Here is a 19,364-nt window from a genome sequence, read left to right as displayed (position 1 = left end):
GGTCGCGGCCGGCGTGCGGATGGTCGGTCTACTTGAGCCCGGTGCTCGCGACGCTCTCGATGAAGCGTCGTTGGACGAAGAGGAACATGATCGCGAGCGGCACCACAGCGATCAGGGAGCCGGCCATCATCACGCCGTAGGGGATGATGCCGCTGGGCCCCGTGAGCAGCGTGAGCCCGGAGGTGATGGTGCCCATCTCCTGCTCCGTGGTGAAGACGAGCGGCCACAGCAGATCGTTCCAGTTGTTGACGAACGTGTAGATGCCCAGCGTGAGAAGCGCGGGGACCGCATTGGGGAGCACGACGCTGCGGAAGATCCGGAACTCCGAAGCCCCGTCGATGCGGGCGGCGTTGTCGAGGTCGCGCGGCAGGGACAGGAAGAACTGGCGGAGGAAGAAGATCCCGAAGGCATCGGCCGCGCGGGGGATGATGAGGCCCCAGAAGGTGTTCACCCAGCCGAAGTCCGACACCAGCTGGTAGATCGGGATGAGCGTCGCCTGGAACGGGATCATCAGGCTTGCCACGATCACGACGAGGAGCACGCGGCTCCCGCGGAAGTCGATGCGGGCGAGCACGTAGGCGGCCAGAGAATCGAAGACGAGTGCACAGATGGTGACGCCGCCCGCGAAGATGAAGCTGTTGACGATCAGGCGGGCGAAGGGCAGGTCCGTGAAGATCCGCTCGAAGTTGTCGAGGGTCCATGCCCCCGGCACGAGCGAGGGCGGGAAGGCGTTGACCTCGGCCACCGGCTTGAAGGCGGTGAAGACGATGATGAGGATCGGCAGCAGGATCAGGAGCGTGACGAACAGCATCGCCAGGAAGTAGAGTCCGCGTCCGACCCGGAGTCGCGTGGGTCGGCGCCGGGAGAGGGCGATGTCGATCATGCGGCGTCCTTCGCTCGACGGCCCGAGAGGGCGAACTGGACGAGGCTCAGCAGGAGCGTCGCGATGAGCAGCACGTACGACACCGCAGAGGCGAAGCCGAGCTCGAGATCACGGAATCCGGACTGGTAGATCTGCATGACGATCGTCTGCGTGCTGCGGTACGGCCCGCCGCCGGTGAGGACGTAGATCTGGTCGAAAGCCTGGAGTGCGGCGATCGTCGCGATGATGAGCACGAATCCCGTGGTGTTGCCCAGCAGCGGGAGGGTGACGTTGCGGAAGCGCGCGAGGGGGCCGGCGCCGTCCATGTTCGCCGCCTCGTACAGGCTCTTCGGGATCTCCTGGAGCCCGGCGAGGAAGACGATCATGTAGAAGGCGAAGTTCTTCCACACCGCGACCAGGACCACGGTCGGCATCGCGAGCACCGGATCCTGGAGCACGTTGCCGATGCGGATGCCGAAGGCCTGCAGCCAGTAGTTCAGCAGACCGACCTGCGGGTCGAGCAAGTACTGCCAGGCGAACGCGGCGACGGCGAGGGAGACGATGAACGGCAGGAACAGCCACGTGCGGAACATGCCTCGCAGCGGCAGGTTCGGGCTGTTGAGTGCGAGGGCGAGCAGGAGTGCGAGCACGACGGCCAGGGGAGTGAAGAGCACGGTGTAGAGCACCGTGTTGCTCATCGACTGGAGCATCTCGGGGTCGGTGAAGACCTCGATGTAGTTGGCGAACCCCACGTACTCCTCGAGGCCGAACCCGCTCGCATCGGTGAAGGAGAGTCGGAGTGCGGACACCATCGGCCAGAAGACGAACAGGGCGAGGATCGTCAGCGCGGGCACGAGGAAGGCGAGGATCGTGAGGCGGCGCTTCGCGGCGCCGCCGATCGGGCCGCGTCCGCCGAGCTGCGCCGGAGGGCGCCGGCGTCGGGCGGGTGGGGAAGTCGTGGCAGTCATCGTCACTCTCTCTACAACGTTGTAACCCACACAGTAAGGACCTCGGGGCGGCTCGTCAACTCGCGATTCCGGTTCTCGGGCCGCCGCGGGCGAGCGCTGTGCGGATGGCGGCCCGAGCGGCTTGACATTTCTCGGAACATCGAGAACCATAACCTCTATAACGTTTACTTACAACGTTGTAAAGCGATGATGAGGACACCCGTCCTCCGCGCCGACAGAGTGGTCGAACAGTGGAGGTTCCCCTGATGAAGAAAGCACTACCCGCAGCGTTCGCGAGCGTCCTTCTGCTCGCCCTGGCCGGCTGCTCGTCGGCCGGCACCCCATCCGAAGAGGGCGGGGTCATCGAGCTCGATTTCTGGCACGGCTACACCGAGGCGGATGGCGAGGTGCTGAACGATCTCGTCGCCGAGTTCAACGAGTCTCAGGACGAGGTGAAGATCACCCCGGCGGTCAAGCCCTGGGCGACGCTCCTCGACTCGGCGCTCCCGGCACTGACCGCGAAGAAGGGGCCGCAGCTCATGGCGATCCCGCCGGAGAACATCCCGGTCTTCGCGTCGAAGGGCGCTCTCCAGCCGCTCGACGACTGGTACGAGAGCGACAGCGCCGCGGATGTCCTCAACCCCGGCGCCGTCGATACCGGCATCGTCGACGGCGAGCGCTTCGGGGCTCCGCTGAGCTTCACTCCGCTGACGATGTTCTACAACGTCGCGATGTTCGAGGCCGCCGGTGTCTCCGTGCCGACGACGTGGGACGAGTGGGTCGCGGCCGCTACCGCCCTTACCGTCGACGCGAACGGAGACGGTGAGCCGGAGCAGTACGGACTCGCACTCCAGGACAACGCGACCGTGGGCAACGGCGTCTGGCCGTCTCTGTTCAAGAGCGGTGGTGGCGATGTGGTGACCGCCGACGGCGACGTCGTGGTCGATTCGCCCGAGAACGTGGAGACGCTCACGTACTGGTCCGATGCGGTCGCCGCCGGAAAGTTCTCGCCGACCGGCCTCACCGGGGCGGACGCCGACGGACTCTTCAGCGCGGGGAAGGTCGCGATGACCCTCGGCGGCCCGTGGCTCGCCACCGTCTCCGAGGAGTCGGGCATCGACTACGGCATCGCACCGCTCCCGGCGGGCCCTGACGGCATCGTCGCCTCGGCCCTCGCCGTCGACATGAGCATCACCGCGCAGGCGTCGGCGGAGGAGAAGGCCGCGGCCGAGAAGTTCTTCACCTGGTTCTACCAGAAGGAGAACATGGTCACGTGGTCGCTCGCTTCCGGCTGGCCCCCGCTCACGTCGGAGGTATCGGCGGAGGATGTCGCGGAGAACCCCGTCGTCTCAGCCCTCACGGAGCAGTCGCAATACGGTGCCGCACTCCTGCCCGGCGTCATCCCGTCGACGGATGTGCTCACCGCACTCGACACTGCTACGCAGAAGGCGCTCGCCGGGGGCGATCCTGCGGATCTGCTCCGCACCGCGCAGGAGGAGATGGAGGCGGCCCTGGCCGGCTGACCCTGCTGCACGACTGCCCGCACCGACGCTCGCGATCGGTGCGGGCCGCCGTGTGTCCGGCGCCCGAGCCCGACGCGCGGCAGAGACATCGAACGGATCCCCGCGATCCGAGAAGGAGAATGACGACGTGAACTGGTTCGAGGACGGACGCCTGCGATTCGCCATGGGAGTGGAAGACACCTTCATCCCGCAGACGCGACCGGGGGAGCGCGCGCTGGATGAGTACGAACTCATGCAGCACTACCGCTTCTGGTCGGAGGATCTCGGCTACTGCGCCGAAGTCGGCAGCGAGATGGTGCGGTGGGGGATCCCCTGGTACCGCGTCAATCCGGAGCCCGGCGTGTGGGACTGGGAGTGGCTCGATGCGGTGATCGATCGCTTCGACGAGCTGGGGATCGAACTCATCGCCGACCTCGTCCACTACGGGACGCCGCTCTGGCTGGAGGATCAGTTCGTCAACCCGGAGTATCCGGAGCGCGTCGCCGAGTACGCGGCCGCCGTCGCCGAGCGGTATCGGGGTCGGATCCGCCACTACACCCCGCTCAACGAGCCGCTGCTCAACATCATGTACTGCGGCGAGTTCGCGCAGTGGCCGCCGTACCGTTCCGGTGACCGCGGGTTCGTCGAGGTCCTGCGCGGGATCTCGCGCGGGATCGTCACGACGCAGCGGGCCATCGCCGCCGTCGATCCGGATGCCGACTTCGTGCACGTAGAGGCATCGTTCCGGTTCGCCGGGGACACCGCCGCGCACAGCGAGACCCATGAGCACCTGCGGCAGCGCGCGTACATCGTGCAGGACCTCGTGATGGGCCGCGTCGGCGACGACCACCCGCTCGCCCCGTACCTGCGGGAGAACGGGTTCACCGACGAGGACTTCGCCTGGGCTCTCGAGAACACGGCGATGCCGGACGTCGTCGGGGTCAACTACTACCCGCAGCACTCCACGGAGGTGTTCGAAGCGGGCGTCGTGCATTCGGGTGGCCCCCGCGATCTTCGGCCGCGCCTGGATGCCGGCACCCCAGGGCTGGCCGACGTCATCGAGTCGTTCGCCGCGCGGTACGGCCGGCCCGTCTTCCTGACGGAGACGAGCTACACCGGCACCGTCGATGAGCGGATCGCCTGGATGGATGCGTCGATCGCAGCGATCGAGGAACTCCGCGCGGCCGGCGTCGACGTCATCGGGTACACGTGGTGGTGTATCACGGACATGGTCGAGTGGTCGTATCGCCCGGGCGACGGGAAGCCCATGGACTACCGCCTCCGCATGGGCCTGTGGGCGCTCGAGGAAGACGAGGACGGCGTGCTCCAGCGGCATCGCACGCCGGTGGCCGACGCCTTCCTGCGGCATTCGCGGGCCTGATCGTCGCGACTCTTGACGGATTTACAACGTTGTGCGATTCTCCATTTACAACGATGTAAATCCTGATGGGGATCCCCGCGTCAGGACCTCAGACCTGGAGGACGCAATGAAGCGGTTATCGGTACAGAGATCTCGCGGGAGGCTGGCAGGACTGTCCGCCCTCGCTGCGACGCTGGCACTCGTGGCGACGGGGTTCGTCGCCACGAGTGCGCAGGCGGTGACGACGGGCAACGGATCCCTGGTGTACGCGCCACCGAACGGTTCGTCGTTCAACGACGAGGGCGGAGACGCGACGGGCACGGCCTACGCGAAGATCATCGCCCTCAAGCACAACGGCACCTCCAACGGGACGTTGCTGAACACGTTCGACGACGGACGCCTGATCAAGGACGTGAACCCCAGCTCCAACCCCGCGACGGATACACAGGCGTGCCTCGCGAACCCCGCCCTGGCGTGCCACCAGGAATGGCCGATCTTCCGGAGCACGAACGACGGCGCGAGCTGGCAGAAGATCTCGGCGGTCAACCCGGGACTGCAGTTCCCCGGGACCGCCGGTCAGGAGAGCACGACACAGCTCGACCGCCTGGCGCAGCCTTTCCTCTTCGAGGTGCCGCAGACGACCGGGAACCTCGCGGCGGGCACCATCCTGCTCACCGGTCAGATCAGGCCGGCCGACCGCAACGCCGCGTCGTCGGTGACCAAGCTCGTCGTCTACAAGAGCACCGACCGAGGGTCATCCTGGAGCTACGTGAGCACGATCGACACGGGCGGACCGGCGATCTACGACCCCTCGCCGACTTCCACGACCACGACCGTCTGGGAGCCGACTCTGGCGATCGACGGAGGGGGAGGGGTCGTCGCCTACTTCTCGGATGAGCGGCAGAAGGCGAACGGCGTCCTTCAGGCCGTCTCCTACCGGCGCTCGCTCGACGGCGGTCTGACATGGGGCGCCCTCTCGAACGTGTCGGCGCCCACCGACTCCACGCATCGTCCCGGCATGATCACGGTGGACAAGTTGCCCGACGGCTCGTACATCGCGACCTACGAAGTGGTCAACGCTCAGGGATACGCGTTCTCGAACGCCTCGCCGGTGTTCTTCAAGAAGTCGCCCGATGGCCTCAACTGGGGTTCGACGACGAGTCTGGGCACGCCGGTCGAACTCGCCGACGGCCGTGGGATCGGATCCTCCCCGACGGTGAAGTGGGTGCCCACCGGGGGACCGAAGGGAATGATCGTCGTCGCCTCGAAATGGGGGCTCGACGCCGCCGGCAACCTCGACGGCGGCCAGAACTTCTTCGTCAACTACAACCTCGGCGCCGGCCCGTGGGAGCGACTGCCCTTCGCGGTGACGTTCAACGGTCCGAGCTCGATCACAGGCTTCGCGCAGGGGATCGACTACAGCCCCGACGGACGCACGCTGTACCAGGCGGTGAACGTCGACAACTACCGGCCGAACCCGTCGAACCCCAGTCAGACCTACCTCTACAACGACATCCGGGTCGGGACGATCCCGCTCACGGCTACCTCGTACGAGGCGGAGAACGCTGCACGGACGAATACCGCCCTCGTGACGCACGGCGACGCCTCGAACGGGAGCAAGGTCGGCAACATCAACTTCGCGGACAGCACGGTGACCTTCACCGTCGATGCTCCGCAGGCGGGTACCTACGAGCTGAACGTGAGGTACGCCAACGGCATGGGGTCCACGAGCGGTCACGCGGTCTCGGTGAACGGAGGGACAGCGACGAACATCAGCTATCCCGCCACCGCTGACTGGGGGCGCTACCTCTGGGCGCAGAAGACCGTGACCCTCAACGCTGGTTCGAACACGGTGCGGTTCGCCTACTCGGGAACCTTCGCGGAACTCGATCAGATCCAGCTCCACAAGAGCGGCACGACCCTGCCGGCGACCTTCCAGGTGCAGAACCGCAACAGCGGCAAGGTGCTCGAGATCCTGTCCGCGCTCACGACCGACGGCGCCGCCGCCGGGCAGTGGGGGCCGACGGCGAACGCCACTCAGGTGTGGAAGGTCCAGCCCGCGACCGGGGGAACGTTCGAGCTGGTGAACAAGAACAGTCGGAAGCTCCTCGAGATCCCGGGCGCCTCCACGGCAGACGGCACCGACGCAGTCCAGCGGTCGGCGAGCGGCACCGCGACCCAACGCTGGAACCTGTCGCCCAACAGCGCGGGCTACTGGACCATCGCCAACGCGAACAGTGCGAAGCTTCTCGAGATCGGCTCGTGCTCGACGGCCGACGGGGCGGTCGCGCAGCAGTGGGGTCCGACAGGGGCGGCATGCCAGGAGTGGCGCCTCATCAAGGAGGGCATCCAGTGACGCCGGAGTAATGAGGGGCGCGGAGCGGTCGGAGACATCGGCCGCTCCGCGTCTCTGCCCGACGCGGTTCAGTCCGCAGGGACGGCGGATTCGCGGACGACCACCTCGAAGTCGACCAGCACTTCTCGAGGCTCCGCTGGTCGACCGCCGCCGTCGCGGATGCGGGCGAGGAGGAGCTCCACGGCGAGAGCGGCGATCTGCTCCCGGCCGGGATCGATGGTCGACAGGCTCGGGAGCGTGTACTGGGCCTCGTCGATGTCGTCGAAGCCCACCACCGAGACGTCGTCGGGGATGCGGAGACCGGCCTCCTGGAGGGCGCGCATCGCACCCAGCGCGAGGGCGTCGTTGAGCCCGAAGACGGCATCGAACTCGACGCCGTCGTTCAGAAGGTCTCGGATCGCGGCGGCGCCGTTCGATCGATGCCAGAGGGTCGTGTACCGCACCAGCGACGGATCGACCTCGATGCCGGCTGCGGCGAGTGCCTGCTCGTAGCCCTGCGTGCGCAGGGCGGCGGACCCGACATCCTCATCGACGTGCGCGCCGACGAGGGCGATGCGTCGTCGCCCGGCCTTCAGGAGGAGTTCCGTCGCGGCCTGCGCAGCCTCGACGTTGCGCATGGTGACGTGATCGACCGGTCCGCCGAAGATGCGCTCACCGAGCAGCACCACCGGGAAGTCGACCTCGAAGTGATGAGCATCCGCCGGGCCCATGCCGAGCGGGCTGAAGATGAGTCCGTCGGTGAGTTGCATGCGCGGGCTCGTCAGAACGGCGATCTCGCGGTCGCGGTCGGCGCCGGTCTTCTCGATCAAGACCACGAGACCGTGCTTCTCCGCCTCGGCGATGACCGCGTCAGCGAGTTCCCCGAAGTAGCTGAGGCTCAACTCGGGAAGCACCAGCCCGATCACCCCGCTCCGCCCGGAACGCAGCGAGCGTGCCGACAGGTTCGGCTGGTAGTTGAGCTCCTCGATCGCCTCGCGAACGCGGGTTCTCGTCGACTCCTTGACGTGCGGATAGTCGTTGACGACGTTCGAGACCGTCTTTATCGAGACGCCGGCGAGATTCGCCACGTCGTGGAGGGTGGCTGCCATTCGACCTCCCAGACGTCAACACCGTCCTTGATGATACAACGTCGTAAAGCTCTCGACGCTTAGGGATGAGGCTCCTCTTCCCGCGTCGAGAACAGCGTGAAGGAGAGGTCGACGAGGGGCAGAGCGTCGCGCGGAACCACGGCCGTGCACACGACATGCTCGTCGATCCGGAATCCGACGCCGTAGACGAACGGGTCGGTGTCGATCTGCAACGCGGGGTGATCACGTCCGTCGACCTCGACCGAGGTCTCGAATGCCGCGGTGGTCGTGGCAGCCCACGCGTCGTCGTCGGCGCGCGGATCCCAGGAGAGCCCGAGCTCTTCGCGGAACTGGTTGCGCAGGATGTGGTTGGTGTGGGCGGCGAGCTGCTCGGCGAGGCTGGTCCCCTCGCGGGCAGGCGAGGCATTCCAGGTGGTGCGCACCGCCTCCCACAGCATCGGGTAGCGGAACACCTTCACCTGCTCGATCAGCCAGGTGGGTCGTCCCCACGGAGGTTCGTCTTCGAGGGAACGCCTCGTCGCCTCGTCCAGCTCGACTTCATTGCGCGGGTCGGCGTGGTCGTCGGGATACCGCCACAGCGTGTAGCTGAACGCCGCGGAGATCTCTTCGCGCCCGGTCGCGGCGCCGATCTCCGTGAAGCCGGCGATCGGTATGCGGGTGAGCGCCGGTTGCGGCCTGAGCTCGAAGACGGGGAAGGGAAGGCCGCGTACCCGGGCCTCCGACTCGATGCTCGGGTCCGGCGCATCCATCGGGATCACTCCGCTGAACTCCATCGGTCCAGTGTGCCTCGTCGGGCCGCGTCACAACAGGATGTCGTCCGCAGAGTCCAGACTCCGCCATCCCATCTCGCGGGCGCCCCTTCGCTCTCGCACATCCGCTTCCGGCAGCGGTCCCAAGTCGATGCCGGTCAGGGCCGCGATGTCGGCGACCGGCACTTGGAAGGTGCGGAAGGCCCCGAGAGGCGGCACGGCGAGCGCCCCCTCCCGCGTGTCGACGAGCTCGGACTGATCGAGCACGAAGCCGGTGGCGGCGAGCCCCTCGGAACCCTGCCAGGCGGCGATCTTCCAGAACCGCAGCGGGATCCGGATGCCCCGATAGGGCGGATCGGCGTCGGCGAGGATCGGCGCGGTGAAGACCGACACCCGCTGATCGGTGGTCTCGGCGTAGGCCAGTACATGGTCTTCGAGGCCGAGCCAGAGCTCCTTCGACTGGTTGAAACCCGCAGCCTGCGGTGCGGCGTTCGGGTAGAAGAACGTCGCTTCGGTGGCGGCTCGGGCCGCGTCGGCCGACCCCCATCCGGGATCACGGCGGCGCACGAGGTGCCCGCGGTCGAGGTCGTTGCGCGCGTATACCTCGGGTCCGGTCTGCTCTGCGGCCGGTACGCGTTCGTCGAGCCGCCACTCGCCCGTGCGCGGGAGATCCTGCAGGGACGCGCCGTCGATGTTCACCGCGGTCATTGTGGCGAGCCGCCGCGCGGGATCGAGGAGCACCGTGAAACGCGGATAGGGGAGCGGGCGCACCGCCTGTGCCGGGTGCGGGAGGGGGACGGGCGCTGCGAGGAATTCCGGATCGTAGCCGTCGGTCATGCCCCCAGTGTGCCCGGTGCCACCGACGCGCGCACGGGTCAGGTTCGTCAGCTCAGCCGACGATCACATCGAGCGCGACGGTGGGGCACGCGACCCGCGGCAGATCGGCGAGACCGCTGCCGCGCACCGAGTCGCCGGTCGCCCATCGCGGGTCGGTCGACACCACCACGCGCCCGACGCCGTTCGTCAGCGTGACCTCGCTGCCCAGCGTGGCGAACCGGTGGGTCAGGTCCCGCTCGACCGCCGAGACGAGCAGGTCGAGTCCGGCGACGCCGATCCGCTGTCCGTCCACATCGGCGGGCACGGCGATCGTGATCGTGTACTCGTCGCTGCAGAGGTAGTCGACGTACGGGCCGGCCACATGTGGCTCGCCGGTGGTCATCGGCACGCGGTACCACTCGAGCGCGCTGTAATCGATGTTCTCCTTGTTGAGCGACTGCGAGGCGAGCACGAGCTGGCGTCGGTCGTCGCCCTGCCACCACGCCAGGTGGCTGTGGGCGTCGGCGAGCAGATCGATCGCCGCGATGAACCCGGCGCCGTAGACGGGAACGCCGCGCAGGTCGAGTGTCTTCAGGGCGTGCGGGCGCACCAGGGCATCGATCTTCGAGCGGGTGAGCGGTCCGGTGGCCCTGGCCCCGGCGACCTGGGTGGCGAAGGGGCCCACCCAGTCGACCAGGGCCCGCACGGGCGCGGCGAAGTAGTCCTCCACGATCGCGGCCGCGGCCTGGGTGGCGGTGTCGGTTGCTGTGTTCATCGCGTCCTCCTGTGCACGTCGATGCGGGTATTCGGAACTAGCCGTTCGCGGCCTGGAGCCGGATCAGCGCGTCGATGGTCTCGGCGGCCATGAGCTCGGTCCTCGCCCCGGCGGCGTCGGGGTCTCCGGCCTCCACGGCGTCGATGACGGCGGCGAGGTGCGCCGCCTGTCGTCGAAGGTTCTCGGTCTCGTGCGCGACGAGGCGCAGGTAGGGCGAGAGCTCCGCCTGCAGCTTCATCTGCTCGCGCGTCAGTCGCGCGGACTGGCTGAGGGCGACGATCTCGATCTGCACGTCGTCGAGCAGCCGGCGCTGCGCCTCGGTGTCGAGCTCGTCGATCCGGTCCATCCGGCGGCGCACCCGCTGCGTCTCGCTGGGATCCGCGCGCCTCGCGGCCAGGCGGACGCACGCACCGGTGATGGCGGCGTAGTGCGCGCCGAGGTCGCGCAGGGCGAGGCGCGAGGTGCGCCGCACCGCTTCCCGCGCGAAGGTCAGGGGATCGGCGTGCGCAGCGACGAAGCTGCCGCCGTTGCGCCCCCGTCGGGTCACGACGAGGCCGCGGCCACGCATGGCGAGCAGGGCCTCGCGCACGGTCACCGGAGCGACCCCGAGGCTCTTGCTGAGGTCGGCCTCGGAGGGGAGGCGCTCGCCGGCACGGAGGTGGCCCCGGGTGATCGCGTCGACCAGTCGGCGCTCGACGAGCTCGGCCCTGCCCTCGTCGCCGATGGGCTGGAACAGAGCCCCCTGCAGTCGGTGCGGTTGTTCGTGCTCCGCGTCGGGAGAGGGCGCGGCAGGGGCGTGCGTCGGATGCGTCGTCGTGCTCGATGCCATTCTGCGATTCTCCCTTCCGCGCTCACCATACCCAAGAAACTCGCTGTTGACATATTACCTCTGGGTTTATATGTTTTGGGAATCTTCCGAGTTCGACGATGACCGAGGAGCGCGAGATGATCGCCACGGCACCCGCAGCACCCGCAGCCTCAGAGGCCGCCCGCCCCGACGGGACGGTGACCCTGAGCGGCGTCACCAAGTCGTTCGGCGAGTTCACCGCCGTCCGCGACCTCGACCTCGAGGTCGCCTCGGGGGAGTTCCTGTCGATGCTCGGCCCCTCCGGCTCGGGCAAGACGACGGTGCTGCGCATGATCGCCGGCTTCGAAGACACCACGTCCGGCAGCATCCGCCTCTCCGGCGTCGACGTGACCAAGACCCCTCCGCACGCCCGTCCGGTCAACACCGTCTTCCAGGACTACGCGCTCTTCCCGCACCTGACCATCGCCGACAACGTCGGCTACGGACTGCGCGTCCGCGGCGAGGGCAAGAGCGCCAGGGCCGCGCGGGTGCAGACCTCGCTGGAGCAGGTGCGCCTCGACCACGTCGCCGACCGCCTGCCGCACCAGCTCTCCGGCGGGCAGCGGCAGCGGATCGCGCTGGCCCGCGCCCTCATCCTGCGCCCCCAGGTGCTGCTGCTCGACGAGCCGCTCGGCGCGCTCGACAAGCAACTCCGCGAGCAGATGCAGATCGAGCTCAAGCAGATCCAGCGCGAGGTCGGCATCACCTTCATCTTCGTCACGCACGACCAGGAGGAGGCCCTCACTCTCAGCGACCGCGTCGCGGTGTTCAACGGCGGCGGGATCGAGCAGGTCGGCACCGCCCGTGAAGTGTACGAGCGCCCGCAGACCGAGTTCGTCGCACGCTTCCTCGGGCTGTCGAACCTCATCGGCGGAGAGCTGGCCGAGAGCCTGACCGGCGACCGGCGCACCATGAGCGTGCGGCCCGAACGCATGAGGCTGACCGGACCGGATGCCGCGCTCGCCGCGGGCGAGGTGTCTCTCACGGGCACGATCAGCGAGGTCGTCTACACCGGCCCCGCCACCCGCTACCTCGTTGCGACCGACGCGGGGCTCGACCTCATCGCCGAGCGCCCGAACGCGCGCCACTCCGCCGACGACGATCTCGGCCGAGGGCACCACGTCCGTGCCGTCTGGTCTCCCGACCACGCGGCTCGGCTTCCCTGAAACACCGAACCCGAAACACCGCAACACACGAACACCCATGCACACACCTGCAGCACCGATCACGAAGGAGCGATCCATGCGTAAGAAGATCCTGGCCACCGCGGCGATGACCGCGGTCGCCGCCCTGGCCCTGTCCGGCTGTTCCACAGGCGGAGAGGAGGCGCCGGCCGAAGGAGGCGGCGGACTCCAGATCGACGTTCCCGACATCGCCATGCAGGAGGAGCTCGGCGACTACGAGGGCGAGGTCAACATCGTCGCCTGGAGTGGCTTCGTCGAGCCCGCTTGGAGCGACGCCTTCACCACCGAGACCGGCTGCGTCGTGAACCGCCGCGTCGCCGGCACCAGCGACGAGATGGTCCAGCTCATGCGCACCGGCGACTACGACCTGGTCTCCGCCTCGGGCGACGCGAGCCTGCGCCTGATCGCGGGTGGCGACGTGCAGCCGCTCAACCTCGAGCTCATCCCGAACTTCGGCGACGACATCGTCGAGGGCATGAAGGGTCAGATCTACGACACCATCAACGGCAAGTCCTACGGCATCCCGATCGGCCGCGGCGCGAACATCCTCCAGTACAACAGCGAGGTCGTGACCGAAGAGCCCACCAGCTGGGACATCGCGTGGGAGAAGGACAGCCCTTACGCGGGCAAGGTCATCGCCTACGACGCCCCGATCTACATCGCCGACGCCGCGGTGTACCTGATGGCGCACGAGCCCGACCTCGGCATCACGAACCCGTACGCGCTCGACCAGGAGCAGCTGGATGCGGCGATCGACCTGCTCAAGCAGCAGAACGACATCGTCTCCGAGTACTGGTCCGACCCTGCCGCGCAGATCACCTCGTTCGCGGGCGGCACCACGGTGCTCGGCACGTCGTGGGAGGTGCTGCGCAAGCTGACCGAGGATGACAAGTTCAAGAGCGTGCTCCCGGAAGAGGGCTCGACCGGGTGGTCGGACGCCTGGATGATGGCGACCGAGTCGAAGAACCCGAACTGCGCCTACGCGTGGATGGACTACTCGTCCTCGCCGGAGGTGAACGGCGCGATCGCGATGAACTTCGGCATGGCGCCCGCGAACGCCGCCTTCTGCGACACCAGCGACGAGGCGAAGGCGCACTGCGACTACTTCAACGCCACGGATGAGGAGTACTTCAAGGACGTGTGGTTCTGGACGACTCCGATCGAGCAGTGCATCGACGGCCGCACCGACGTCACCTGCACGAACTTCCAGCAGTGGACGGACGCCTGGCTCTCGGTCAAGGGCTGACCCCCATCGAGGGGCGGGTCTCCCCGCCCGCCCCTCACCTCCGCAGATCTTCCGCCACCACGAACGGGATCGACATGAAGCGCCGCCTCCGCATCGCCGGGCTCCTCGCTCTTCCGATGACCTGGCTCATCGGGATCTACATCTTCTCGCTGGTCATGCTCCTCGTGACCGCCTTCTGGATCACCGACCCCTTCACCTCGAAGGTGAAGCCCGGGTTCACGCTGCGCAACTTCGAGCAGCTCTTCGTCAACCCCGCCTACCTGTCGACGTCGCTGCGCACCCTCGGGATCGCGCTCGCCGTGACGGTGCTCGCCGTGCTCGTCTCCGTGCCCCTCGGCATCTTCATGGCGAAGGTCGCCTCGCCCTGGCTGCGGGCGCTGCTCGCGGTCTCGATCACCCTGCCGCTGTGGGCCGGATACCTGGTCAAGGTGCTCGCGATGCGGATCACGTTCACCGAGCAGGGCTTCGCGAACTGGCTGCTCGCACCCCTCGGACTCTCCGGCCCCGGCTTCAGCATCCTGACCGTCGTGCTGACCCTCACGTATCTGTGGCTGCCGTACATGGCGGTGCCCGTCTACACCGCGATCCGCCAGGTGCCGCCGAATCTCTTCGACGCCTCCGCCGATCTCGGCGCGGGGTCGTGGCGCACGATCGTCTCGGTCGTGCTCCCGCTCATCAAACCGGCCCTGATCGCCGGATCGGTCTTCACGTTCTCGTTGAGTCTCGGCGACTACCTCGTCGCCCGCTTCGTCGGCGGTGACACGCAGATGATCGGCAGCGTGATCGCGTCGAACATCAACCTGAACCCGCCGCTGGCGGCCGCGTACTCGCTGGTCCCCATCGCGTTCGTCGTCGTCTACCTGGTGAGCGTGCAGCGCACCGGTGCCCTGGAAAGGATGTGAGTCACGCATGCTGAGACTGTCCCGCACCTCCAAGATCGTGCTCGGCGTCATCGTCGCGATCGTGCTCGCGTTCATGTACATCCCGCTCGCGCTCGTCGTGCTCAACTCGTTCAACTCCGCCCGCATCGTGAGCTGGCCGGTGAGCGGTTTCTCGCTCGAATGGTGGGGCAAGGCGTTCACGAGCGAACCCGTGCGCGCAGCTCTGCTGAACTCGGTGCTCGTCGCCTCCGGTGCGACGGTGATCGCCGTGATTCTCGGAACGCTCGTGGCCTTCGCGCTCCAGCGGTATTCGTTCTTCGGCCAGCGCGCCGTGAACCTCCTGGTCGTGCTGCCGATCGCCCTGCCGGGCATCGTCACCGGTGTCGCGCTCAACAACACCTACAACCAGCTGCTCGAGCCCATCGGCATCCAGGTCGGCTTCTACGGCATGATCATCGCGCACGGCACCTTCTGCATCGTCATGGTGTTCAACAACGTGCTCGCCCGGCTCCGACGGATGAACCCCGGCATCGAGGAGGCGTCGAAGGATCTCGGGGCGAGCCCGTGGCAGACGTTCGTGCTGGTGACCCTCCCGCAGTTCCGCAGTGCGCTCATCGCCGGCGCCATCCTCGCCTTCGCCCTCAGCTTCGACGAGGTGTACGTCACGATCTTCACCGCTCCTCCCGGCGTCGACACCCTGCCGCTGTGGATCATGAACCAGATGGCGCGGCCCAACGAGGCCAACGTCGTCAACGTCGTCGCGACGGTCGTCATCGTCGCGTCCTTCATCCCGGTGTGGATCTCACAGCGGCTCGGGAAGGAGGTCGACGAGCGCCACTGACGCGGGCGCGACAACCCCCGTCGCCTTGGAGATTTTGACATAGGTCAAAATCTCGAATAGCGTCGAGCCATGGCTCAGGCACCCGATCGCGACGTCGTCTCCGACCGCATCACCGGTTCCACCGCCGCCGAGATCTCCGAGAGCGTGCGCGATCTCGTGGAGCGCGGCGAGATCGCCCCGGGCGATCATCTTCCCTCGGTGCGAGCGCTCGCGACGCGGCTCGGCGTCAACCGCAACACGGTGCTCGCCGCCTACCGTTCGCTGGTCACGGCGCGCGTCGCGATCACGGGTGGGCGCACAGGCACGACGGTGCTCGGTCCCGCGCAGAATCGCGACGAGGGCTTCACCGCGGGGACGGTGCTCCGCGACATCGGAAGCGGCAATCCCGATGCTGCGCACCTTCCTGACCTCGCTGCCGCCTTCGCCGGTGTCGAGCCCGCGCACGTGCTCTACGGGGAATCCGTGATCGACCCCGCCCTGGCCGAATGGGCCACGGAGTGGATCGCCGCCGACCACCCTCGCCCGTTCCGTCTGTCGATCACCGCCGGGGCCGTGGACGCCGTCGAGCGCCTGCTCGCCCAGAGCCTGGTGCAGGGCGACCGCGTCGGCCTCGAAGACCCGTGCTTCCTCTCCAGCATCCACACGGCGCGCCTCGCCGGGTACGCGCCCGTCGCGATCCCCGTCGACCGCGAGGGCATGACCGTCGAGGGGCTGCGCACCGCCCTGGAGAGCGGCGCGCGCGCGATCGTGTGCACGCCTCGTGCGCACAATCCGACCGGTGTCGGCATCACGGCGGCGCGGGCGATGGCTCTTCGTGAGGTGCTCGCCGACCACCCGCACGTCCTGATCATCGAAGACGACCACTTCTCGCTGCTCTCCACGACGCCGTATTCGAGCATCATCGCGCCCACGCACGAGCGGTGGGCGCTGGTGCGCTCGGTGTCGAAGTTCCTCGGACCCGACATGCGCCTCGCCGTCACGGCATCCGATCCGGTCACCGCGAACCGGCTGGCCCTGCGGCTCAGCCCCGGCACGATGTGGGTGAGCCACGTGATGCAGCGGCTCGCCGCAGGGATGCTGCGCGATGCCAGCACGCAGCGACTGATCGCCGAGGCCGGCGCACACTATGCGGCACGCAACCTCGCGTTCGTCGCGCTGCTGGCCGCACGAGGAGTGCGCGCGCAGAGCGATGACGGACTCAACGTCTGGGTCGACGTCCAGGGCGATACGGCCGAGGCCGCCCGTCTTCTGGCAGTGCGGGGCTGGCTGGTCCGCTCCGGTGCGGAGTTCGCGCTCGATCCGGAGAGCTCGCCCGGCGGCTCGCGCCTGCGTCTGACCGTGCACGACCTCGACGACGCCGATGCACAGCGTCTCGTCGACGACCTCGCCACCGTCATCGCCGGCGTGCGGGCCGCGGCATGACCGCGGGCAGTACGGCGGGCGCGACGCACCGCATCGGACGCTCCTCTCGTCTCGAAGGCGTGCTGTACGAGCTGCGCGGACCCGTGGCCGCGCGAGCAGCCGAGCTCGAGCGGAGTGGCGAGTCCATCCTCCGGCTCGACGTCGGCAACCCGGCCCCTTTCGGGTTCGAGGCTCCGGCGGCGATCGTCGAGGCACTGCGCTCCGCGCTCCCGCACGCGCACGGGTACTCGGAATCGGCTGGTCTGCCCGAGACGCGCGAGGCCATCGCCGCGCACTACGCCCACCGCCGCGGCTTCCCCGCTCTCTCGATCGACGACATCACGGTCGGCAACGGCGTCTCCGAGCTCGTCGGGCTGACGCTGCAGGCGCTGCTCGAACCGGGCGACGAGGTGCTGATCCCGAGCCCGGACTATCCGCTGTGGACCGCATCGACCGTGCTGTCCGGAGGGCGGGCGGTGCACTATCCCTGCGTCGAGTCCGAGGGCTGGATTCCGGATGTCGCGGCCATGGAGTCGCTGATCGGCCCGCGCACAGCGGCGATCGTCATCATCAACCCGAACAACCCGACCGGAGCGGTGTACGGGCGCGAAGTGCTCGAGCAGATCGCCGAGCTCGCCCGGCGTCACGGACTGCTGCTGCTCTCCGACGAGATCTACGACCGTGTCGTCTATCCGGGCTTCGTGCATCACTCCACTGCGCAGGTCGCGTCGGACGTGCCCTGCGTCACGTTCGCCGGGCTGTCCAAGACCCATCGTGTCGCCGGCTACCGTGCCGCCTGGATGACGACCACGGGGTTCGACGCCGACGACCCGTTCCTCTCGGGCGTCCGACTGCTGGCATCCATGCGGATGTGCGCGTCGGTGCCCGCGCAGCATGCGATCACGGCGGCACTGACGCAGGATGAGTCGCTCGACGCGCTGGTCGCTCCCGATGGCCGGCTCACGCGGCAACGGGATGCGGCGCTCGATGCGTTCAACGCGATTCCGGGTGTCCGCGCCCAGGCCGCGGGTGGCGGGCTGTATCTCTTCCCGCGCCTCGACCCGGAGCTGCACCGCATCGACGACGACGAGCGACTGGTCCTCGACCTCCTCGATGCGGAGCGCATCCTCCTCGTGCACGGAAGGGCGTTCAACCTGCGCACCCCCGATCACCTCCGGATCGCCTTCCTCCCCGAGACCGACGTGCTCACCGATGCGCTCCGGCGCTTCGGCTCCTTCCTGAGCGGATATTCGCCGCCGGGGAGCTGAGCGCCTCCGACCCGGTGGAGTGACCGAGTGGCCAGGTCGCGGTCCGCAAGACCGTGCACGCAGGTTCGATTCCTGCCTCCACCTCAGACCGGGCTCGAGAGAGCCGACGCCGACGAAGGGCATCCCTCATGGACGACGCTTTCATCCCCGCAGCCAAACCGCTCATCGGCGACGAGGAGGTGGCGGCCGTCGAGCGAGTTCTGCGCAGCGGGATGCTCGCGCAGGGCCCGGAGGTCGCCGCGTTCGAGGCGGAGTTCGCCGAGCAGTTCCTGCAGGGGCGCACTGCCGTCGCGGTCAACTCGGGCACGAGCGGGCAGCTGCTGGGCCTGATCGCTTCCGGGGTGGGCCCGGGAGACGAGGTGATCGTGCCCTCGTTCACCTTCGCCGCGGTGGCGAACTCCGTCGTCCTCGCGGGAGCGACCCCGGTGTTCGTCGACATCGAGCCGGCGCACTTCACCCTCGATCCGGCGCGGGTGCGCGCGGCGATCACCCCGCGGACGAAGGGCATCATGCCGGTGCACCTGTACGGGCATCCGTTCCTCGTCGACGAGATCGAAGCTGTGGCGGCCGAGCACGGCCTGGCGATCTACGAGGATGCGGCGCAGGCGCACGGCGCGGCCTGGCGCGGTCGTCCGGCCGGCACCATCGGCGCATTCGGGATGTTCAGCCTGTATCCGACCAAGAACATGACGGCCATCGAAGGCGGCATCGTCGCGTGCGCGGACGAGGACATCGCCCGCACCATGCGGCTGCTGCGCAACCAGGGGATGGAGACGCAGTACGCGAACGAGATCGTCGGGTACAACAACCGCATGAGCGAGGTGCATGCGGCCGTGGGGCGCGTGCAGTTGCGGAAAGTGGGGGAGTGGACCCGGCAGCGGCAGCAGAACTCGGCGGTGCTGGATGCGGCGCTCGCCGGCATCGACGGGCTCACGATCCCTCGGGTCGCCGACGGCGCCGAGCACGTGTATCACCAATACACGGTGCGCATCGCCGACGGTGAGCGCGACCGCGTGCGAGATGCGCTGCGCGACGAGCACGGGGTCGGCGCGGGCGTCTACTACCCGATCCCCAACCACCGGCTGCCCTCGCTGCAGCGATACGCTCCCGACGCCGATTTGCCCGAGACCGAGCGGGCCGCGCAGGAGGTGCTCTCGATCCCGGTGCACCCGTCGCTCACGCCCGACGACCTCGACCGGGTCGTCACCGGTCTCGAGGCCGTGATGTCGGCCGGCGGGTGA

At 68.1% G+C, this 19,364-nt stretch carries 17 protein-coding genes and 1 tRNA gene; 11 read left to right on the top strand and 7 right to left on the bottom strand.

Features of this window, described 5'->3' with window-relative positions; translation table 11 throughout:
* Nucleotides 1-28: 28 nt before the first annotated feature.
* Nucleotides 29-883, bottom strand: a complete 855-nt coding sequence (locus AC6CHX_RS15140; protein ID WP_498273476.1) for a carbohydrate ABC transporter permease — start codon at nt 881-883, stop codon at nt 29-31.
* Entirely contained in the window at nt 880-1,830 is a 951-nt protein-coding gene (locus AC6CHX_RS15135; RefSeq protein ID WP_498273475.1) for a carbohydrate ABC transporter permease, read from the bottom strand. The genes AC6CHX_RS15140 and AC6CHX_RS15135 overlap by 4 nt, the downstream gene beginning before the upstream one ends.
* A 245-nt stretch (nt 1,831-2,075) precedes the next feature.
* Here AC6CHX_RS15135 and AC6CHX_RS15130 point away from each other — a divergent pair, with 245 nt between their 5' ends.
* The 3 genes from AC6CHX_RS15130 (at nt 2,076) to AC6CHX_RS15120 (ending at nt 7,027) form a co-directional block, all read left to right on the top strand.
* Complete coding sequence (locus tag AC6CHX_RS15130) at nt 2,076-3,332, top strand: ABC transporter substrate-binding protein (RefSeq protein WP_498273474.1); 1,257 nt, start codon at nt 2,076-2,078, stop codon at nt 3,330-3,332.
* A gap of 127 nt (nt 3,333-3,459) precedes the next feature.
* A complete protein-coding gene (locus AC6CHX_RS15125) occupies nt 3,460-4,692 on the top strand; it encodes a family 1 glycosylhydrolase (protein ID WP_498273473.1) in 1,233 nt (410 codons plus the stop codon).
* Nucleotides 4,693-4,873: 181 nt separating this feature from the next.
* Entirely contained in the window at nt 4,874-7,027 is a 2,154-nt protein-coding gene (locus tag AC6CHX_RS15120; RefSeq protein ID WP_498273472.1) for an RICIN domain-containing protein, read from the top strand.
* A 68-nt stretch (nt 7,028-7,095) separates the two neighbouring features.
* Here the strand turns inward: AC6CHX_RS15120 and AC6CHX_RS15115 are convergent, their stop codons facing one another.
* From AC6CHX_RS15115 to AC6CHX_RS15095, 5 genes are read right to left on the bottom strand one after another with little or no spacing between them, the layout of a single operon-like run.
* On the bottom strand, nt 7,096-8,115 hold the full coding sequence (locus tag AC6CHX_RS15115; RefSeq protein ID WP_498273471.1) for a LacI family DNA-binding transcriptional regulator: 1,020 nt from the start codon (nt 8,113-8,115) through the stop codon (nt 7,096-7,098).
* Between the two features lie 59 nt (nt 8,116-8,174).
* On the bottom strand, nt 8,175-8,888 hold the full coding sequence (locus tag AC6CHX_RS15110) for a hypothetical protein (RefSeq protein ID WP_498273470.1): 714 nt from the start codon (nt 8,886-8,888) through the stop codon (nt 8,175-8,177).
* Between the two features lie 27 nt (nt 8,889-8,915).
* On the bottom strand, nt 8,916-9,701 hold the full coding sequence (locus tag AC6CHX_RS15105) for a DNA/RNA non-specific endonuclease (RefSeq protein WP_498273469.1): 786 nt from the start codon (nt 9,699-9,701) through the stop codon (nt 8,916-8,918).
* A gap of 52 nt (nt 9,702-9,753) precedes the next feature.
* On the bottom strand, nt 9,754-10,455 hold the full coding sequence (locus AC6CHX_RS15100; protein WP_498273468.1) for a cache domain-containing protein: 702 nt from the start codon (nt 10,453-10,455) through the stop codon (nt 9,754-9,756).
* A 37-nt stretch (nt 10,456-10,492) separates the two neighbouring features.
* Nucleotides 10,493-11,284, bottom strand: a complete 792-nt coding sequence (locus AC6CHX_RS15095) for a FadR/GntR family transcriptional regulator (protein ID WP_498273467.1) — start codon at nt 11,282-11,284, stop codon at nt 10,493-10,495.
* Between the two features lie 116 nt (nt 11,285-11,400).
* Here AC6CHX_RS15095 and AC6CHX_RS15090 point away from each other — a divergent pair, with 116 nt between their 5' ends.
* The 8 genes from AC6CHX_RS15090 (at nt 11,401) to AC6CHX_RS15055 (ending at nt 19,364) form a co-directional block, all read left to right on the top strand.
* Complete coding sequence (locus tag AC6CHX_RS15090; protein WP_498273596.1) at nt 11,401-12,468, top strand: ABC transporter ATP-binding protein; 1,068 nt, start codon at nt 11,401-11,403, stop codon at nt 12,466-12,468.
* A gap of 76 nt (nt 12,469-12,544) precedes the next feature.
* Nucleotides 12,545-13,732 carry an extracellular solute-binding protein gene (locus AC6CHX_RS15085; RefSeq protein WP_498273466.1) on the top strand — a complete coding sequence of 396 codons (1,188 nt, stop codon included), beginning with the start codon at nt 12,545-12,547 and terminating at the stop codon, nt 13,730-13,732.
* A gap of 74 nt (nt 13,733-13,806) precedes the next feature.
* Nucleotides 13,807-14,634 (top strand): ABC transporter permease, encoded by an 828-nt coding sequence (locus AC6CHX_RS15080; RefSeq protein WP_498273465.1) that lies wholly within the window; start codon nt 13,807-13,809, stop codon nt 14,632-14,634.
* Between the two features lie 7 nt (nt 14,635-14,641).
* Nucleotides 14,642-15,454: an ABC transporter permease gene (locus tag AC6CHX_RS15075; protein ID WP_498273464.1), complete on the top strand. Its 813-nt coding sequence runs from the start codon at nt 14,642-14,644 to the stop codon at nt 15,452-15,454.
* Nucleotides 15,455-15,523: 69 nt separating this feature from the next.
* Complete coding sequence (locus AC6CHX_RS15070) at nt 15,524-16,876, top strand: aminotransferase class I/II-fold pyridoxal phosphate-dependent enzyme (RefSeq protein ID WP_498273463.1); 1,353 nt, start codon at nt 15,524-15,526, stop codon at nt 16,874-16,876.
* Nucleotides 16,873-18,123, top strand: coding sequence for a pyridoxal phosphate-dependent aminotransferase (locus tag AC6CHX_RS15065; protein WP_498273462.1), 1,251 nt, complete (start codon nt 16,873-16,875; stop codon nt 18,121-18,123). Before AC6CHX_RS15070 ends, AC6CHX_RS15065 begins: the two co-directional genes overlap by 4 nt.
* A 13-nt stretch (nt 18,124-18,136) precedes the next feature.
* A tRNA-Cys gene (locus tag AC6CHX_RS15060) sits at nt 18,137-18,207 on the top strand.
* 44 nt (nt 18,208-18,251) lie between these two features.
* Nucleotides 18,252-19,364, top strand: a complete 1,113-nt coding sequence (locus AC6CHX_RS15055) for a DegT/DnrJ/EryC1/StrS family aminotransferase (RefSeq protein WP_498273461.1) — start codon at nt 18,252-18,254, stop codon at nt 19,362-19,364.

It is taken from the genome of Microbacterium sp. GQ128 (assembly GCF_059758615.1).
The sequence above is the reverse complement of the archived record's forward strand: the minus strand, read 5'-3'. Positions and strand labels throughout refer to the sequence as shown.

Bases quoted from the DNA above. Each gene is read 5' to 3' on its own strand.
- AC6CHX_RS15140 (WP_498273476.1), bottom strand. From the start codon at position 883: ATGATCGACATCGCCCTCTCCCGGCGCCGACCCACGCGACTCCGGGTC.
- AC6CHX_RS15100 (WP_498273468.1), bottom strand. From the start codon at position 10,455: ATGAACACAGCAACCGACACCGCCACCCAGGCCGCGGCCGCGATCGTG.
- AC6CHX_RS15105 (WP_498273469.1), bottom strand. From the start codon at position 9,701: ATGACCGACGGCTACGATCCGGAATTCCTCGCAGCGCCCGTCCCCCTC.
- AC6CHX_RS15110 (WP_498273470.1), bottom strand. From the start codon at position 8,888: ATGGAGTTCAGCGGAGTGATCCCGATGGATGCGCCGGACCCGAGCATC.
- AC6CHX_RS15085 (WP_498273466.1), top strand. From the start codon at position 12,545: ATGCGTAAGAAGATCCTGGCCACCGCGGCGATGACCGCGGTCGCCGCC.
- AC6CHX_RS15055 (WP_498273461.1), top strand. From the start codon at position 18,252: ATGGACGACGCTTTCATCCCCGCAGCCAAACCGCTCATCGGCGACGAG.
- AC6CHX_RS15075 (WP_498273464.1), top strand. From the start codon at position 14,642: ATGCTGAGACTGTCCCGCACCTCCAAGATCGTGCTCGGCGTCATCGTC.
- AC6CHX_RS15115 (WP_498273471.1), bottom strand. From the start codon at position 8,115: ATGGCAGCCACCCTCCACGACGTGGCGAATCTCGCCGGCGTCTCGATA.
- AC6CHX_RS15080 (WP_498273465.1), top strand. From the start codon at position 13,807: ATGAAGCGCCGCCTCCGCATCGCCGGGCTCCTCGCTCTTCCGATGACC.
- AC6CHX_RS15130 (WP_498273474.1), top strand. From the start codon at position 2,076: ATGAAGAAAGCACTACCCGCAGCGTTCGCGAGCGTCCTTCTGCTCGCC.
- AC6CHX_RS15070 (WP_498273463.1), top strand. From the start codon at position 15,524: ATGGCTCAGGCACCCGATCGCGACGTCGTCTCCGACCGCATCACCGGT.
- AC6CHX_RS15090 (WP_498273596.1), top strand. From the start codon at position 11,401: ATGATCGCCACGGCACCCGCAGCACCCGCAGCCTCAGAGGCCGCCCGC.
- AC6CHX_RS15095 (WP_498273467.1), bottom strand. From the start codon at position 11,284: ATGGCATCGAGCACGACGACGCATCCGACGCACGCCCCTGCCGCGCCC.
- AC6CHX_RS15065 (WP_498273462.1), top strand. From the start codon at position 16,873: ATGACCGCGGGCAGTACGGCGGGCGCGACGCACCGCATCGGACGCTCC.
- AC6CHX_RS15135 (WP_498273475.1), bottom strand. From the start codon at position 1,830: ATGACTGCCACGACTTCCCCACCCGCCCGACGCCGGCGCCCTCCGGCG.